General features: G+C 69.8%; 16 protein-coding genes. 8 read left to right on the forward strand and 8 right to left on the reverse strand.

Annotated elements, in window-relative coordinates:
• Positions 1 to 100: 100 nt before the first annotated feature.
• Positions 101 to 1921 carry a streptophobe family protein gene (locus tag ACIBW9_RS07120; protein WP_398951983.1) on the reverse strand — a complete coding sequence of 607 codons (1821 nt, stop codon included), beginning with the start codon at positions 1919 to 1921 and terminating at the stop codon, positions 101 to 103.
• 241 nt (positions 1922 to 2162) lie between these two features.
• On the opposite strand from ACIBW9_RS07120, the gene ACIBW9_RS07125 reads away from it, so the two are divergent.
• Complete coding sequence (locus tag ACIBW9_RS07125) at positions 2163 to 4676, forward strand: FHA domain-containing protein (RefSeq protein WP_398951985.1); 2514 nt, start codon at positions 2163 to 2165, stop codon at positions 4674 to 4676.
• A gap of 93 nt (positions 4677 to 4769) precedes the next feature.
• Here the strand turns inward: ACIBW9_RS07125 and ACIBW9_RS07130 are convergent, their stop codons facing one another.
• The 3 genes from ACIBW9_RS07130 to ACIBW9_RS07140 form a co-directional block, all read right to left on the reverse strand.
• Positions 4770 to 5510: a transglycosylase SLT domain-containing protein gene (locus ACIBW9_RS07130; protein WP_398951987.1), complete on the reverse strand. Its 741-nt coding sequence runs from the start codon at positions 5508 to 5510 to the stop codon at positions 4770 to 4772.
• A 341-nt stretch (positions 5511 to 5851) separates the two neighbouring features.
• Positions 5852 to 6895 (reverse strand): S-adenosylmethionine:tRNA ribosyltransferase-isomerase, encoded by a 1044-nt coding sequence (locus ACIBW9_RS07135; protein WP_398951989.1) that lies wholly within the window; start codon positions 6893 to 6895, stop codon positions 5852 to 5854.
• Positions 6892 to 7590 (reverse strand): SDR family NAD(P)-dependent oxidoreductase, encoded by a 699-nt coding sequence (locus tag ACIBW9_RS07140; protein ID WP_398951990.1) that lies wholly within the window; start codon positions 7588 to 7590, stop codon positions 6892 to 6894. The genes ACIBW9_RS07135 and ACIBW9_RS07140 overlap by 4 nt, the downstream gene beginning before the upstream one ends.
• A gap of 224 nt (positions 7591 to 7814) precedes the next feature.
• On the opposite strand from ACIBW9_RS07140, the gene ACIBW9_RS07145 reads away from it, so the two are divergent.
• The 3 genes from ACIBW9_RS07145 (at position 7815) to ACIBW9_RS07155 (ending at position 10036) form a co-directional block, all read left to right on the forward strand.
• Positions 7815 to 8984 carry a GAF domain-containing sensor histidine kinase gene (locus ACIBW9_RS07145; protein ID WP_398951992.1) on the forward strand — a complete coding sequence of 390 codons (1170 nt, stop codon included), beginning with the start codon at positions 7815 to 7817 and terminating at the stop codon, positions 8982 to 8984.
• The gene (locus ACIBW9_RS07150) at positions 8977 to 9618 is read left to right on the forward strand and encodes a response regulator transcription factor (RefSeq protein ID WP_344403680.1); all 642 of its coding nucleotides are present in this window, start codon (positions 8977 to 8979) and stop codon (positions 9616 to 9618) included. The genes ACIBW9_RS07145 and ACIBW9_RS07150 overlap by 8 nt, the downstream gene beginning before the upstream one ends.
• Before the next feature lie 169 nt (positions 9619 to 9787).
• A complete protein-coding gene (locus ACIBW9_RS07155; RefSeq protein WP_398951995.1) occupies positions 9788 to 10036 on the forward strand; it encodes a chaplin in 249 nt (82 codons plus the stop codon).
• A 195-nt stretch (positions 10037 to 10231) separates the two neighbouring features.
• Here the strand turns inward: ACIBW9_RS07155 and ACIBW9_RS07160 are convergent, their stop codons facing one another.
• Complete coding sequence (locus ACIBW9_RS07160) at positions 10232 to 11020, reverse strand: hypothetical protein (RefSeq protein ID WP_398951997.1); 789 nt, start codon at positions 11018 to 11020, stop codon at positions 10232 to 10234.
• 140 nt (positions 11021 to 11160) lie between these two features.
• On the opposite strand from ACIBW9_RS07160, the gene ACIBW9_RS07165 reads away from it, so the two are divergent.
• The 3 genes from ACIBW9_RS07165 to ACIBW9_RS07175 all read left to right on the forward strand — a co-directional run bounded on the left by ACIBW9_RS07165 (position 11161) and on the right by ACIBW9_RS07175 (position 13553).
• Positions 11161 to 11952 carry an ABC transporter ATP-binding protein gene (locus ACIBW9_RS07165; protein WP_398951999.1) on the forward strand — a complete coding sequence of 264 codons (792 nt, stop codon included), beginning with the start codon at positions 11161 to 11163 and terminating at the stop codon, positions 11950 to 11952.
• A gap of 93 nt (positions 11953 to 12045) precedes the next feature.
• Positions 12046 to 12477: an NfeD family protein gene (locus ACIBW9_RS07170; protein WP_398952002.1), complete on the forward strand. Its 432-nt coding sequence runs from the start codon at positions 12046 to 12048 to the stop codon at positions 12475 to 12477.
• Between the two features lie 131 nt (positions 12478 to 12608).
• Complete coding sequence (locus tag ACIBW9_RS07175) at positions 12609 to 13553, forward strand: SPFH domain-containing protein (RefSeq protein WP_099927853.1); 945 nt, start codon at positions 12609 to 12611, stop codon at positions 13551 to 13553.
• 63 nt (positions 13554 to 13616) lie between these two features.
• Here ACIBW9_RS07175 and ACIBW9_RS07180 read toward each other — a convergent pair whose 3' ends face one another.
• From ACIBW9_RS07180 to ACIBW9_RS07190, 3 genes are all read right to left on the reverse strand, one after another.
• Positions 13617 to 14123 carry an HNH endonuclease gene (locus ACIBW9_RS07180; RefSeq protein ID WP_389082842.1) on the reverse strand — a complete coding sequence of 169 codons (507 nt, stop codon included), beginning with the start codon at positions 14121 to 14123 and terminating at the stop codon, positions 13617 to 13619.
• Between the two features lie 144 nt (positions 14124 to 14267).
• Entirely contained in the window at positions 14268 to 14807 is a 540-nt protein-coding gene (locus ACIBW9_RS07185; RefSeq protein WP_398952006.1) for a YbhB/YbcL family Raf kinase inhibitor-like protein, read from the reverse strand.
• A gap of 42 nt (positions 14808 to 14849) precedes the next feature.
• Positions 14850 to 15632 carry a sporulation protein gene (locus ACIBW9_RS07190; protein WP_398952008.1) on the reverse strand — a complete coding sequence of 261 codons (783 nt, stop codon included), beginning with the start codon at positions 15630 to 15632 and terminating at the stop codon, positions 14850 to 14852.
• A gap of 137 nt (positions 15633 to 15769) precedes the next feature.
• Here ACIBW9_RS07190 and ACIBW9_RS07195 point away from each other — a divergent pair, with 137 nt between their 5' ends.
• Positions 15770 to 16411, forward strand: coding sequence for a DNA-3-methyladenine glycosylase (locus ACIBW9_RS07195; RefSeq protein WP_398952010.1), 642 nt, complete (start codon positions 15770 to 15772; stop codon positions 16409 to 16411).
• Positions 16412 to 16883 lie beyond the last annotated feature (472 nt).

The following is a 16883-nucleotide window of genomic DNA, read 5'->3' on the forward strand; positions in this document are numbered from 1 at the left end:
GAGCGGTGTATCCCGCTCCGCTGCCTGGTCGGCGGCCTCTGTCCCCCGAGCGGCACACGCGCGCCGGACTGCCCCGTTCCCACGGCGGCCGACGTGTGCCTCAGCGGTCGTCCTTCGGCCGACCCGGAGGCGGCGGTGGCTGCGGTGGGGGCGGACCCTCGTTCGGGCCGGGATTCGGCCGGTTCCCGCGACGGCGGGGCGGGAGGCCGTCCATCGGACGTGCCACCGTCGGTGCGCCGTACACGTCGCTGTTGGCGGTACCGGGCGGCGGCGAGCCGGCGGGCGGCCGTCCGCTGCCGGGGGCACCCGGCGGGGTCTGCCGGTCCGGCGGGCGGGCGTCCTCCGGCTCCCGCAGCCCGTCCGGCAGCTGCAGATACGGATTGGTGGTGGGGTTCGGCGCCCGGTACGGCGTACTGGGCGTGTACGGACCCGGCGCGCCCCCGGCGGCAGGCATCCCGCCCCCGGTTTCGGGCGCGTACACCTCCGCGGAACCGCCGCCCAGCGCCAACGGCGCTGCCCGCCGCCCCGCCGCCCCGGTCGCCCGGGCCAGCAGCGCCCCGGCGGCCCCCGCTCCCGCACCCCACAGCGCGCCCAGCAGCAGCGCCATGCCGAGGTGGCCGTGCAACTGGACCCCGGCGCCGAACGCGTCGAAGCCCAGCACCGACAGCGAGGCGTCCACCGACACCTCCGTCAGCCACGCCAGCAGCGGCAACGCCAGCGCCGTGACGATCCCCAGCCGCACCGCACACCGCCCGGCGAAGGCGAGGGCGCCCGGACCGGCCTGCGAAGCCCCGGCCCGAACCGGCGTCCGCACCGCGGCCAGCACCCCCGCCAGCAGCATGATCACGGCCGCCGCCACCCCCAGCAGCCACACCCGCCCGTCCAGGTCCGCCAGCCGCCCCAGCGTCACCGACTGATCGGTCTTCGCGCTGAGCAGGTTGTCCAGCGGATCCGGCAGGAACTTCGTCAGTACGCCGGTCGCCCTGCCGTCGAACGGCACGAACAGACCGATCGGGATGCCCAACCAGGTGCCGTTGGGCGCGCCCAGCAGCGCGGCGCCGAAGATCCGCTTCGGGTGGTCGTCACCGATCGCCGCGTACGCCCCCGCGGCGAACCCCGCCGCCACCGCCACCAGCATCACCGTGACGATCGCCGACGCCGCCGGCCGTACGACCCGGTGCACGGCCTCCCAGCCGCGCGGCAGGGGAGTGCGGCGCGAGGCCAGCAGGGCGATCAGCAGGATGCCGGCCGACCAGCCGAGACCGCCCAGCAGCGTGGGCGCGGTGTCGACGGTGAAGCCGACCGCCGCCTTCGCGTCGATGAGGTTGCCGATGTTGTCGGGCAGCAGCCCGCCGATGTCCCCGATGTCGCCGAGACCGGGAATGTTGACGCCGCCGCCACCCCCGCCTCCGCCGGGCAGCTTGTCGAGACCCAGCGAACCGCCGTCGATGGTGATGACGTCGTGCCCCGCCCAGGCCAGCCCGCCCAGCGTCGTCACGAACAGCGCGACCACCGCGCCCGCGCGCGCGAGGAGTTCGGCCGGCGCGATCACAACTCCCGCCGCCCGCAAGGACCGTAGGAAGAACCACGACAGCAGGAGCGCGCCGACAAGGCTCACCCCCAATGGCGTGATCGTGACGGCCGTATGCGCCTGAGCACCTGTCAGGCCGAACGCGGACACGTCGCCGGACGGCGTCACCGAACCACCCGCCCCAAGTGCCACGACCGCCGCGGTCATCGGCCCCAGCGAGCCCGACGCGTCCGCCTCCAGCAGATGCAGGCCGAGCGCCGCCGTGCCCGCCATCCCGATCAACGCCCAGCTCACGGAGGCGATCGCGGACAGCAGGACGTCCCCCCACGGCACCCTGGTGCCGCTCCCGACGGACTCGACACTCGACGACGTGCCCATGGACGCACTCATGGCAGACCCCCCGATCCGCACTGCGGCACGGTGGCCGCGCATGTCCCCCTCGCGTGGATTACCACTCTCCGGGCCGTTTTCAACCCCGTCAACGGAACCAACCGATGCGCATGTGCGTGGTGGTTCTCAAGGCCCGACTTTCGGTCAGGGGGGCGAGCCTGAAATAGTTCCCGACGATGTTCGACCTCCCTAGACTCCCTGTGTCGGGGGTAACTCGGGGGACTACTCAGTGGGGCATGGAGTGCCGGAACTCGTACTGGAATTGAATGGACGTACCTGGACGCTCGACCCGTCCAGGACGTACACCCTCGGACGTGATCCGCAGGGGGACATCGTGCTCGACGACGCCAGAGTGTCCTGGCGTCACGCCACGATCAGCTGGAGCGGCCGCAGTTGGGTCATCGAGGACCAGGGCTCCACCAACGGCACGTTCGTGCAGGGGCAGCGGATCCATCACATGGAGATCGGACCCGGTTCCGCGGTGCACCTCGGCAACGCGACCGACGGCCCGCTGGTCAACGTCACCGGCGCGGCGGCCGCGGTCGCCCAGCCCCAGCAGCCGTACGCCGCCCAGGGCGCCGGCCCCGGCTGGGCCCAGCAGACACCGCAGCAGGCACCGCCCGCGCAGCAGGCCCCGCAGCCCGGCTGGCAGCAGCCGCAGCAGGCCGCCGCGCCGATTCCGCAGCAGCAGGGCCCCGGCGTCGGCGCGGGGGCGCCGCCGGTCTACGGTGACCGCAGCCCGACCACGTTCCACCAGTTCTCCATCGGCCGTGTGATGCGCATCGGCCGTGCCCTGGAGAACGAGCTGGTCGTCTCCGACCTGCAGGTCTCCCGGCACCACGCCGAGTTCCACTCGACGCCCGACGGCCGCATGGAGATCCGCGACCTCGGCTCCCACAACGGCACGTACGTCAACGGCCAGCCGATCCCCAAGGGCGGCTCGGCGTTGCTCGGCCCGACCGACATCGTCGGCGTCGGCCACTCCACGTTCCGGATCGTCGGCGACCACCTCGAGGAGTTCGTCGACACCGGTGAGGTGTCCTTCTCGGCCCGCCACCTGACCGTCACGGTCGACGGCGGCAAGCAGATCCTCAAGGACGTCTCCTTCGGCGTCCCCGAGAAGTCGCTCATCGCGGTCATCGGGCCGTCCGGCTCCGGCAAGTCGACGCTGCTCAAGGCGCTCACCGGTTACCGGCCCGCCAACCAGGGCGATGTCCTCTACGACAACCGGAACCTGTACAAGCAGTTCGCCGAGCTGCGCCAGCGCATCGGTCTGGTCCCGCAGGACGACATCCTGCACAAGGAACTGACCGTCAAGAAGGCCCTCAAGTACGCGGCCAAGCTCCGCTTCCCCGCCGACACCACGGCACAGGAGCGCGAGAACCGCATAGACGAGGTGCTGCGCGAGCTGAAGCTGGACATCCACAAGGAGAAGAAGGTCACCTCCCTCTCCGGCGGCCAGCGCAAGCGCGTCTCGGTGGCCCTCGAGCTCCTCACCAAGCCCTCGCTGATCTTCCTGGACGAGCCGACCTCCGGTCTCGACCCGGGCATGGACCGCGACGTCATGCAGCTGCTGCGCGGCCTCGCCGACGACGGCCGTACGGTCCTCGTCGTCACCCACTCCGTGGCCGAGCTGGCCCTGTGCGACAAGCTCCTGGTGATGGCCCCGGGCGGCGCGGTCGCCTACTTCGGCCCTCCGGAGGAGGCGCTGAACTTCTTCGGCTACGACAGCTGGGCCGACGTCTTCTCCGCCTTCGAGAACTACCGCGACTACGACTGGGCCGGACGCTGGAAGGGCTCGCAGCACTACCAGATGTACGCCGCGGACATCGACGCCGTTGCACCGCAGTCCGTACAGATGCCTCCGATGCAGGCGATGAAGCCGCCGAAGCCACAGGGATGGATGAGCCAGTTCGTCACCCTGGTGCGGCGCTATGTCTCGGTCATCGCCTCCGACAAGGGCTTCCTCGCCCTGACGGTGATCCTGCCGCTCGTCCTCGGCTCGGTGAGCCTGCTCATCGACTCGGGCAAGGACCTGCTGGTCAACACCGAGATCAACCCGACGACCCAGCAGCCCGTCCCGAACGGCACGGCCACCACCGTCCTGCTGATCCTCGCGGTCGGCGCCTGCTTCGCCGGTGCCGCGAACTCCGTCCGTGAGCTGATCAAGGAACGGGTCATCTACGAGCGGGAGCGCGCGACCGGCCTGTCCCGCTCCGCGTACCTGATGTCGAAGGTCTTCGTGCTCGGCTTCATCACGGTGCTGCAGGGACTGATGGTCGGCATGATCGGCTTCGCCAGCCGGAAGATCCCGACGGAGGGGCTGGTTCTCAAGAATCTGCCGCTGCTCGAGCTCACCCTCCCGGTCATGGCCCTGGGCTTCACCTCGATGATGTTCGGCCTGATCATCTCCGCCCTGGTGAAGACCTCCGAGAAGACCATGCCGCTGCTGGTGATGTTCGCGATCGTCCAGGTCGTCTTCACCGGCTGCCTCTTCGCGCTGAACGGCGCGATCGGCGTCAACCAGTTCTCGTATCTGATGCCCTCGCGCTGGGCCGTCGCCGCCGCGGGCGCCACGCTCGACTTCAACCGGATCAGCCCGCCCGGCAAGGGCAAGCCCAACGACCCGCTGTGGGAGCACACCGTGGGCGCCTGGACCATGGACATGATCGCCCTGATCGCGCTCGGTGTGATCTGCGCCTTCTTCGTGGCCCGCTTCCTGCGCCGCCACGAGCCGGAGGTCATGCGCAAGTAGTCCGTCCGCTACGACGCTCTCGTACGACGCCGAAGGGCGGCACCCCAGTGGGTGCCGCCCTTCGATGCCTGCGTGAAGAGGTCCGCGCCGACCTCAGTACGCGCTGTTGACGTTGTCGATCGAGCCGTACCTGTCGGCCGCGTAGTTGGCGGCGGCGGTGATGTTGGCGACCGGGTCGTAGATGTTCCAGGACGTGCCGGCCACGTGGTAGGCGTTGAAGGTCGGCGGGATGACCTGCAGCAGGCCCTTCGACGGGATGCCGTTGATGGCGTTGATGTCCCAGTCGTTGATGGCGTTCGGGTTGCCCGAGGACTCCCGCATGATGTTGCGGTACAGGCCGTTGTAGCTGCCCGGTATGCCCTTGGCCTGCATGATGTCGAGCGCGTTCCGGATCCAGCCGTCCAGGTTGTTCGGGTAGGTCTTGGCGACCGGCTTGATCGCAGCACGCTGGGCGGCCCGGCTCGCGGCCTCCTTCGCCTTGCGCGCGGCCTCGGCCTTCTTGGCCGCCGCGGCGGCGGCAGCCTTCTTCGCGGCAGCCGCGGCGGCGGCCTTCTGCTTGGCCTTGGCCTCGGCCTTCGCCTTGATGGCCTCGGCCTTCAGGCTGGCACCGGCGAGCTGGTCGGTGACGCTGGCCTTGACGTCCTTGATCTGGTTGGAGCCGTACTCCACCTTGGCCGTCGAGACGGTGGCCTCGTTCGTGGTGGTCTCGGCGTTGCTGGGTACCGCGGAGAACGCGAGAGCGGCGGCACCGAGGGTGGCGACACCGGCCATCGCGACCCTCTGGTGACGGGTCAGCGAGCGACTGAGACGGCGAATGTTGGTGTTCTTGAGCATGGCAGACGGACCTCTTCGAATAGCGCGGAGGTCGCTCAACGTCCTGCGGGGGACACGGGTCCGGCCCGCACAAACGCCGCGGGGGGAACCCGCGGCGCTGAGCGACGGCAGCCATTCTTAGCGGCCGCAAAATGTCGTGGCAAAGGTGTGACGTACGATCCCCGGTAGTGGATCGGGTGAGGGCAAAAACGGACAGACTGGACCGTTCGCCCCGCTCATGCGGGGAGGGTCTGTCTCCTATTGCCCTTCGTACGTGATCTGCGCCCTATGCGCGGGCTCACATCGCCGCCACGACAGTCTCACCATGAGTTGCTTGAGCAATGCACTGCGTGAGGGTTCTCCTACGGGAGGATGAGGTGCAGGTCCCCGAACTCGTGCCACAGGTAGAGCCCGCGCAGCGCCTCCTCGTAGCTGCGCTCGATCGCGGCCCGCCCGGCGATCGCCTCCAGCATCAGCAGATGCGAGGCCTCCGGCTCGTGCAGCCCGGTCAGCAGCCCGTCCACCACCCGTACCCCGCGCTCCGGGGTGACAACCAGATCCGTCCACCCTTCACGCGCGCGTACGACGCCGTCCGGACCCGCCGCCGACTCCACGGCCCGTACGGCCGTCGTCCCGACCGCCACCACCCGTCCACCGCCCGCCCGGGCGGCATTGATCAGCCGAGCCGACGCCTCCGGCACCGAGAACCGCTCCGGATACGGCGGCTCGTGCGCCTCCGCCGAGGCCACCCCGGTGTGCAGGGTGATCGGCGCGAACTGCACGCCCCGGCTCACCAGCTCCGCCACCAGCCGGGCCGTGAAGGGCCGCGCCGCACTCGGCATCTCCGCACTGCCCGTCCCGTCGGCGGTCGGCAGTGCGAACACCGTCTGGTACACGGACAGCGGCTGGTCCCGCTCCGTATAGGAGTAGCGAATGGGCCGCCCGTGCTCCCGCAGCAGCCCGAGGACCCCGGCCCCCGACACTTGCGCCCACCACAACCGGTCGCCGCGCGCGCTCAGCGGCTCCTCCAGGACCAGCCGCACGCCACCGGGCAGTCGCACCTCCAGGCCCGCGGGCCTGGAGGTGCGCGCGCGCGTGGTGCCCTTCCCGTCCGGATCCCGCAGCTCGACCGCCCACCGCCCGTCGTCCCCGCGTGTGGAGAAGTGCACCACCACGCGCGCGTGCCCGGCCCGCCCGTCCACGGCGGCGGCCAACGTGGGCGAGGTGTTCACGACGAGCAGATCCCCGGCCCGCAGCAGCCGCGGCAGCTCCACGAACGCATGGTGCGACACCTCGCAGCCGCGCGACACGAGCAGCCGTACGGCATCCCGCTCCAGCCCCGCCCCGCGCTGCTCGACCGGGATCCGGGCCGACAGCTCCTCCGGTACGCGCACCGCCACCGTCATCGCTGCACCTCCAGCAGCGCCGGAGCCGCATACCGGCCGCTCGCCGGACGCTCGTCCAGCAGCCGCAGGAACGCCGGCACCACACTCGCCGGTGCCGGCCGCGGATCACCGTCGTCCGGTACGGCCGCCGCATACAGGTCCGTGGCCATGTCCCCGGGGTCGACGGCCCACACCCGAAGCCCCGGCTCCTCCTCGGCGAACACCGCCGCGAGATGGTCGAGGGCCGCCTTCGAGGCGCCGTACCCGCCCCAGGTCTCATAGGCCTCGGCGGCCGCGTCCGAACTGACCGCGATCACCGTGCCCGCCTCGGACGTCCGCAGCAGCGGCAGCGCCTCCTGCACCAGGCCCAGTGCGGCCACCACGTTCACCTCCAGCGCCCGCCTGAACCCCTCCAGGGGCAGCTCCTCCAGTCGTACGAGAGGCTCGGCGCCCAGTGCGCTGGCGTTGTTCACCAGCAGATCGATGCCGCCCAGCTTCTCCGCGGCCGCCACCAGCTCCGCCCGGTGAGCGGCGTCCGTGACATCCCCGGGCACGGCGCTCACCCGCGTGCCGTACGCGGACACGGCCTCCGCAGCCTCGGCGAGAGCCCCCTGCGTCCTCGCGTCGAGCACCAGATCCCAGCCGCGCGCGGCCAGTGCCTCGGCCAGCGCCCTCCCCAGCCCCTTCGAAGCCCCCGTGATGATCGCTACCGGCATGACACGTCCCCTCGTCTCGGCCGCCCGTCGATCGGCGGTGACCTCAACCTAGGAACCGGACCGCCCGCCCCGCCTCGGACGCGGGCCCCAACCGGCCGGGGCCCTTCGGACTAAGCCGCCCGTCCGGGGCCCCGGACCTAGTCCGCCCGCCCTAGGCCCACCGGCGCAGGCTCCGCCGTCACTGGTCCGATCCCGTTGTCACACCCCGCCGGTACCTTGAGGGCATGAGTCACGGTCCCCGGTCCGGCCTCACCGCGGTGAGCACCGCGCTGCTGGCCATGAGCAGGCATCTCGAGGTGCGCGACGTCCTCAAGACGATCGTCGCCTCGGCCCGCGAGCTGCTCGACGCGCAGTACGCCGCCCTCGGCGTCCCCGACGACCACGGCGGCTTCGCCCAGTTCGTGGTCGACGGCGTGAGCGACGCGCAGTGGAAGGCCATCGGCCCGCTCCCGCGTCAGCACGGCATCCTCGCCGCGATGCTGCAGGAAGCGAAGATCGAGCGCCTCGCCGACGTCCGCAAGGACCCCCGCTTCGAGGGCTGGCCCTCCGCCCACCCCGAGATGTCCGACTTCCTGGGCCTGCCCATCAAGGACGGTGACGAGGTCATCGGCGCCCTGTTCCTGGCCAACAAGCTGCGCGCTGCGGGGGAGAACCCCCCGTGCCCGAAGGCGGACGGACGCTGCGGCTTCACGGAGGAGGACGAGGACCTGCTCGCCATCCTCGCCCAGCACGCCGCGATCGCCCTCACCAACGCCCGTCTGTACGAGCGCAGCCGCGAGCTGACCATCGCCGAGGAGCGTTCCCGCCTCGCCCACGAGCTGCACGACGCGGTCAGCCAGAAGCTCTTCTCCCTGCGTCTGACCGCACAGGCCGCCGCCGCCCTCGTCGACCGCGACCCCTCCCGAGCCAAGGGCGAGCTGCAACAGGTGGCCGCACTCGCCGCCGAGGCCGCCGACGAACTGCGCGCCGCCGTGGTGGAGCTGCGTCCCGCGGCCCTCGACGAGGACGGCCTGGTCGCCACCCTGCGCACCCAGATCCAGGTCCTCGACCGCGCCCACACCGCGAGTGTGACCTTCGACAGCTGTGGCGTGCGCGCCCTGCCCGCCGCCCAGGAGGAGGCCGTCCTGCGGGTCGCCCAGGAGGCACTGCACAACGCCCTGCGCCACTCCGGGGCCGGGCACGTGGACGTGACCCTGTCCCGGCGCGAGGCCGGAACGGTCCTGCGCGTCACGGACGACGGCAGCGGCTTCGACCCGAAGTCGATACGTCGCGCGGGGCGCCACCTGGGCCTGGTGTCCATGCGGGACCGCGCAAGCGGGGTCGGCGGCGTGCTGACCGTGGAGTCGGCGCCCGGAAAGGGCACCACGATCGAGATGGAGGTCCCCGGTGGCTGACGCAATCAAGGTGCTGCTCGTCGACGACCACCAGGTGGTCCGCCGCGGCCTGCGCACGTTCCTCGAAGTGCAGGACGACATCGAGGTCGTGGGCGAGGCGGCCGACGGCGCCGAAGGAGTCGCGCGTGCCGAGGAACTGCAGCCCGACGTCGTGCTGATGGACGTCAAGATGCCCGGCATGGACGGCGTGGACGCCCTGCGCAAGCTGCGCGAGCTGAACAACCCCGCGCGCGTGCTGATCGTCACCAGCTTCACCGAACAGCGCACGGTGGTCCCGGCCCTGCGCGCGGGCGCCGCCGGATACGTCTACAAGGACGTGGACCCGGACGCCCTGGCCGGCGCCATCCGCTCCGTCCACGCCGGGCACATCCTGCTCCAGCCCGAGGTCGCGGGCGCCCTGCTCTCCCAGGAGGAGGCCAACTCGGGCCAGGGGCGCGGCGGTTCACTCACGGAACGGGAGCGCGAGGTGCTCGGCCTGATAGCGGACGGCCGCTCGAACCGCGAGATCGCGCGCGCCCTCGTCCTGTCCGAGAAGACCGTGAAGACCCATGTCTCGAACATTCTGATGAAGCTCGACCTGGCGGACCGCACCCAGGCGGCCCTGTGGGCCGTCCGCCACGGTGTGACCGGCTGAAACACACCGCACGCCGGCGTGTCGCGGCAATACGGAGGGTTCCGTTCCGGACTGAGATTCATACCGTCGTGGGAATGTCCCCCGGATGGCGCATCCTCCGAGGATCTCCGCCGTTCTTCAGTGCGTGCTGCGGCGATTGCCGCAGCAACCGCTAGGGAGGGCTTGGAAAGTGAAGAACCTGAAGAAGGCAGCGGCTGTGACGATGGTGACCGGCGGTCTGCTCGCCGCTGGAGCCGGAATGGCCTCCGCCACCACCGGCGGTGCGCACGCCGACGGGACGGCCGTGGGCTCGCCCGGCATCGTCTCGGGCAACGTGGTCCAGGCCCCGGTGCACATCCCGGTGAACGTCTCGGGCAACAGCGTGAACGTCGTCGGCGTGCTGAACCCCGCCTTCGGCAACCTGGCCGTCAACCACTGACACAGGCCACACCGCACGCACTGACTCCGGCCTCCCGGGCACCCCGGGAGGCCGGTCAGTTTTTCACCGCGTCGGCCGGGGTCCGCCTTTCAGCCCGTCCGGCGTTTGAGGACGAGGCCGTTCAGTCCGACACGGGGGCCTGGGGGCAGAGCCCCCAGACGCGACGACAACCGCCGGCCACAAAACCGCCGGCGCTCACCGCACCCCCCGCTCCCGCTCCTCCACAACGGAGTTGTACGCGGCGACCTGCGCCCGCCGAGCCGTCCGCTCCACCGGCCGCAGAGCCTCGGCCCGCGCCCCCATCTCACCGGCGCTCACCGCACCCCCGTGCCCGTTGCCGCGAGCAAGGGAAATCAGCAGCCCCACCCGCTGCGCCAACTCCAGCACCCGCACCGCCCGCGGCGGATAACCCGGCGCCAGCACCTCACGCCCCCGCTCGGCCCGCGCCCGGTACGCATCGATCGCCGCCTCCGCCACCGGCCCCGACCCGGCCACGTCCAGCCGCGAGAGCACCTCCGTCGCCTCCCGCAACGCCTCCGCCAGCTCCCGCTCGGCCTCACCCAGCGAGGGCACATCGGCCGGCGGAGCCTCCCGCACCGGCAGGCAGTGCCACACGACCTCCACGTGCACATCGCCGTCGGGCCCGGCCTCGTACACCTCGGGCACCAAGCCGAACGCGGCGCCATGACAGACCACCGCCTCCTCGGCCTCCATCGCCCACGCATTGAACTCCGGCGGCCCGCTCAGCCCCAGCGGATGCCCCGGAGCAGGCAGCGCGACCCGCAGACCCGTGGCGCCGAGCGCCCTCAGCCGGCCCAGCGCCAGTGTGAGCCCAACGGGCGCCGACTCACCGGGCAGCCCCTCCATGCGATGCACGGCATCGTCCCCGACGATCGCCAGCACGGCGTCGTCCGGCGAGACAAGTCCGGCCAAAAGGGCGTTTCCCCAAGCGGCAAAGCGTCCTGAACGCGGTTCCGAGAGCATGCCCCCACCCTAAGGACCGGACCGATGGAATGGGCCGGGCGGCCGGTGGCGTAGATTTCATCGAGGGCTGCGCCCGAAAGCGCGCACGCGACAGCCGAGACGCCGAGACCGGTCACACTGCAAGGGGAGACAACGCGCTCATGAGCGATGTTCTGGAGCTTCAGGACGTATCCGTGGTCCGGGAGGGCCGGGCTCTGGTGGACCAGGTCTCCTGGTCGGTGAAGGAAGGCGAGCGCTGGGTCATCCTCGGCCCCAACGGCGCCGGCAAGACGACCCTCCTGAACGTCGCCTCCAGCTACCTCTTCCCCAGCAGCGGCACCGCTTCCATCCTCGGCGAGACCCTCGGCAAGGTCGACGTATTCGAACTGCGCCCCCGCATCGGCATGGCCGGCATCGCCATGGCCGACAAGCTCCCCAAGCGCCAGACCGTCCTGCAGACCGTCCTCACCGCCGCCTACGGCATGACCGCCGGCTGGCACGAGGACTACGAGGACATCGACGAGCAGCGCGCCCGCGCCTTCCTCGACCGCCTCGGCATGACCGAGTACGTGGACCGCAGGTTCGGCACCCTCTCCGAGGGCGAGCGCAAGCGCACCCTCATCGCCCGCGCCCTGATGACCGACCCCGAGCTCCTCCTCCTCGACGAGCCCGCCGCCGGCCTCGACCTCGGCGGCCGCGAGGACCTGGTCCGCCGCCTCGGCCGACTCGCCCGCGATCCGATCGCCCCCTCGATGATCATGGTCACTCACCATGTCGAGGAGATCGCCCCCGGCTTCACCCACGTCCTGATGATCCGCCAGGGCAAGGTTCTCGCCGCCGGGCCGCTGGAGCTCGAGCTCACCTCCCGCAACCTGTCCCTCTGCTTCGGCCTCCCGCTCGTCGTCGAACAGGTCGGCGACCGCTGGACCGCTCAGGGCCTGCCGCTGTCCTGACCGTGTGAAGCCCGCGCGAAGACACGGGCAAGAACCCCACCCAGCCACATCGCGCCCTGTCCGAGGCAGGACCCGCGGTCCTACCATGACCACGTGAACGACATCGACGCATGGGTGTGGTGGCTCGTCGGCGCGGCTGCGCTCGGAATCCCGCTCGTGGTCACCGCGATGCCGGAGTTCGGCATGCTCGCCGTGGGCGCCGTCGCCGCCGCGGTCATGGCCGGAGTGGGCTTCGGTTCCGTGGCACAGGTACTCGCCTTCGTCGTCGTCTCGGTCGCCCTGATCGCCGTCGTACGTCCCATCGCGGCCCGGCACAGCGCGCAACGCCCCCAACTCGCCACGGGAGTCGAGGCGTTGAAGGGCAAGCAGGCCGTCGTGCTCGAGCGCGTCGACGGCTCCGGAGGCCGGATCAAACTGGCCGGCGAGGTCTGGTCGGCTCGCTCGCTCGACGCCGGCAGCGCCTACGAAGTGGGGCAGGAAGTGGATGTCGTGGAGATCGAAGGGGCCACCGCGATCGTCATCTGACCTCGTAGGACTCAACTGAAGCGAACAGCCCACGAGTTGTACGACGGTCTGTCAGACTCGACCAGCAAGATCTTCAACAACCATAAGATCTTCCGAAAGCGCCGAGGCGGAGAAGGGTACGGGGAACGACGATGGAACCGGTCATCATCGTCCTGATCATTCTGGTGGTGTTGGTCTTCATCGCCCTGATCAGGACCATCCAAGTCATCCCACAGGCCAGCGCCGCCATCGTGGAGCGCTTCGGCCGCTACACGCGGACGCTGAACGCGGGCCTCAACATCGTCGTCCCGTTCATCGACACCATCCGCAACCGCATCGACCTGCGCGAACAGGTCGTACCGTTCCCGCCGCAGCCGGTGATCACCCAGGACAACCTGGTCGTCAACATCGACACGGTCATCTATTACCAGGTGACCGACGCCCGGGCCGCGACATACGAAGTCGCCAGCTACATCCAGGCGATCGAGCAGCTCACCGTCACCACGCTCCGCAACATCATCGGTGGCATGGACCTCGAGCGGACCCTGACCTCCCGCGAGGAGATCAACGCGGCCCTGCGCGGCGTCCTCGACGAGGCCACCGGCAAGTGGGGCATCCGCGTCAACCGCGTCGAGCTCAAGGCCATCGAACCGCCCACCTCCATCCAGGACTCGATGGAGAAGCAGATGCGCGCCGACCGTGACAAGCGCGCAGCGATCCTCACCGCCGAAGGTACGCGCCAGGCCGCAATCCTCACCGCCGAAGGTGAGAAGCAGTCCCAGATCCTGCGCGCCGAGGGTGAGGCCAAGGCCGCCGCCCTGCGCGCCGAGGGCGAAGCCCAGGCGATCCGCACGGTCTTCGAGTCCATCCACGCCGGCGACCCCGACCAGAAGCTCCTCAGCTACCAGTACCTCCAGATGCTCCCGAAGATCGCCGAGGGCGACGCCAACAAGCTCTGGATCGTCCCCAGCGAAATCGGCGACGCCCTCAAGGGCCTCTCCGGCGCCATGGGCAACTTCGGCCCGTTCGGCGGCAACTCAGGCGGCGGAGGCTCGGAGAAGGCTCCGGAACGCCGAGAGAAGCCGTCGATCGACTGACGCGTCCTGTACGACACCGGGGCTCACCTCCGACGGAGGTGAGCCCCGAGTTCTGCGTACGGCCTAGGCGGCGGGCTGGGCCAGCCAGTCCGGAAGCGCCTCGAAGTCCTCACTGCCAAGCGTCAGCAGCATCGCGTCCTGAGGCGTCGGCTCGAACGGCTGCCGCAGCAACGGCATACCCGCCTGCTCCGGAGTGCGGTCCGCCTTACGGTGGTTGTCCTCCGCGCACGAGGCCACCGTGTTCAGCCACGAGTCCTGACCACCCTGCGCCCTCGGCACCACGTGGTCCACGGTGGTCGCCCTGCGGCCGCAGTACGCGCACCGGTGCCGGTCCCTGACCAGCACCCCCCGCCTCGACCACGGCGCTTGTCTTCGGAACGGCACCCGAACATACCGGCACAGTCGGATCACCCGGGGCACGGGTATGTCGACCGCGGCTCCACGCATGCGCAGCTCGGGGTGGGCCTGCTCGACAACGGCCTTGTCCTGCAGCACCAGAACGACGGCTCGATTCAACGTCACCGTCGACAGCGGCTCAAAGCTCGCATTCAGTACCAGCGTGTCCCGCATCCCAGCCCACCTCCCGTGCAGTCGGCCCACCCCCTGGCGGGCTTGGATCAACTCTGGCCGGGCACGCCGAGATGGACAACGCAATAAAAACTGCCCGCCCCTGATCAATTCCAAGACCAGAGGCGGGCAAACGTTCCATGAACGTCAGTCTTCGGCGGGCACCTCGTACTCACCGATCAGCTGGGCACGCGCGATCGCGTGGAACCGCAGATTGAAACCGACGACGGCGGGAGAGACATCGGAATCCGGCCCCAACTTCTCCTGGTCCACGGCGTACACCGTGAACACATACCGGTGCGGCCCGTCGCCGGGCGGCGGAGCAGCCCCGCCGAAGTCCTTGCTCCCGTAGTCGTTGCGCACCTGCACGGCACCCTCGGGCAGCCCCTCGAACTTGCCGCTGCCCGCACCGGCCGGCAGCTCGGTCACCGAGGCCGGGATGTCGAAGACCGTCCAGTGCCAGAACCCGCTGCCCGTGGGGGCGTCCGGGTCGTAGCAGGTCACGGCGAAGCTCTTGGTCTCGGCGGGGAAGCCCTCCCACCGCAGCTGCGGCGAGATGTTGCCGCCCGCGTAGACCTGAGCGTCCTTGAGCGTGGCGCCCTCCGCGACGTCCTCACTCGTCACCGTGAACGACGGCACGGGCGGATGGAAGTCATGGGGGAGCGGCCGCCGCTTGAGCTCGGTCACCTCGGTACCTCCTGATCGATGGCGGAATCAGCAGTTCCGAGCCTAGAACCAGTTGCGCTTGCTGCCGACCTCGGACAGCCACTGGTTGAGGTACGCCGCCCAGTCGGTCCCGTGGAAGTCCTGCAGCCCCACCTGGAAGGACCGATAGGTGTCACTGCCCTCGCTGAACAGACCGGGCTTCTTGTCCATCTCCAGGATGACGTCCATGGCGTACTCGTCGGCCACGAAGCTCAACTCGACCTGGTTGAGACCGCGGTACTGCGACGGCGGGTAGAACTCGATCTCCTGGTAGAACGGCAGCTTCTGCCGAGTACCTCGGATGTGTCCGCGCTCCATGTCCGCGTTCTTGAAGCGGAAGCCCAGCTGGATGAACGCGTCCAGGATCGCCTTCTGCGCCGGCAGCGGGTGCACGTTGATGGGGTCCAGGTCGCCGGAGTCGACGGCCCGCGCGATCGCCAGCTCCGTGGTCACACCGATGTTCATACCGCGCAGGGCCTGCCCGTCGATCATCGTGACCGGCGTCTCCCAGGGGATCTCGAGCCCGAACGGCACCGCGTGCACGGCCCCGGCCTGCAGCTCGAAGGCGCCACCGAGCTGCACCCGGGTGAACTCGATGTTCTGTTTGTACTCCTCGTCGCCGCTCTCGACCTCGACCTTGGCCTGCAGTCCGACCGACAGGCCCTCGATGTCCTGGTTCACGGACCCGCCCTGGATCCGCACCTCACCCTGGACGACGCCGCCCGGAACGACGTTGACCTCGGTCAGCACCGTCTCGACCGAAGCCCCGCCGGCCCCCAGGCTCGCGAGCAGCTTCTTGAACGCCATGTCTCTCCCTATACGTGTGGACCCTTGATCCCTACAAACGCGATCCGGGTACGGCCGGTTCCGCCCCACACCCTGGCAAGGAGAGGGAACCTTGACCAGCCCTTGGTCTCCACCCGTCTGGACTAGGCTCGTGCCCCATGATCGCGCCACCGGACCGTACGCCACTCCCCAGGGAGTTCTTCGACCGCCCCGTCCTGGAAGTCGCCCCCGACCTCCTGGGCCGCATCCTCGTGCGTACGACACCCGACGGTCCGATCGCCCTGCGCCTCACAGAGGTCGAGGCCTACGACGGCCAGAACGACCCCGGCTCCCACGCCTATCGCGGCCGCACGGCCCGAAACGGCGTGATGTTCGGACCGCCCGGGCACGTATACGTCTACTTCACCTACGGCATGTGGTTCTGCATGAACCTGGTGTGCGGCCCCGAAGGGAGGGCGAGCGCGGTCCTGCTCCGGGCCGGCGAGGTCATCGAGGGCGCCGAGCTCGCTCGCAAACGTCGACTCTCGGCCCGAAACGACAAGGAACTGGCCAAAGGGCCCGCACGCCTGGCCACAGCCCTGGACGTGGCCCGCGATCTTGACGGCACGGACGCGTGCGCCCCGGGAGACACCCCTTTGCGGATCCTGACGGGCACCGCAGTCACCCCCGACCAGGTACGCAACGGTCCACGTACCGGCGTGGCCGGTGACGGGGGCGTGCACCCGTGGCGCTTCTGGATCGCCAACGACCCGACGGTGAGCCCCTATCGGGCCCACGTTCCGAGGCGCCGCTCAAGTTGACGCGTCCTTGGAAGATGCGTAATGTAGCCCGAGCCGCTTGAACCGGGTACGGCAATCGCCAGCAGCCGGAAGCGGCCAAACCACTACCTACGATCACCCCTCGGCGGGGTCGAATTCGGTGTGCCCGCATGCCTGAATTCGGACTCGCAGAACTCGATTATGAGTTGGCCGGGGGAATCGGCTAACGTAGTGAATGTCGAAAGGCCCCGCCGACAGGGAATCAGGCCCGAAAGGATCTGATAGAGTCGGAAACGCAAGACCGAAGGGAAGCGCCCGGAGGAAAGCCCGAGAGGGTAAGTACAGAGGAAGCGTCCGTTCCTTGAGAACTCAACAGCGTGCCAAAAATCAACGCCAGATATGTTGATACCCCGACACCGGGAAGTTTCCTGGTGGCGAGGTTCCTTTGAAAAAACACAGCGAGGACGCTGTGAACCGCCCGGGCTTGTTCCGCCCGGCGGTTCCGCTCTCGTGA

This window comes from Streptomyces sp. NPDC049541 (assembly GCF_044465725.1).
Lineage (GTDB): Bacteria > Actinomycetota > Actinomycetes > Streptomycetales > Streptomycetaceae > Streptomyces.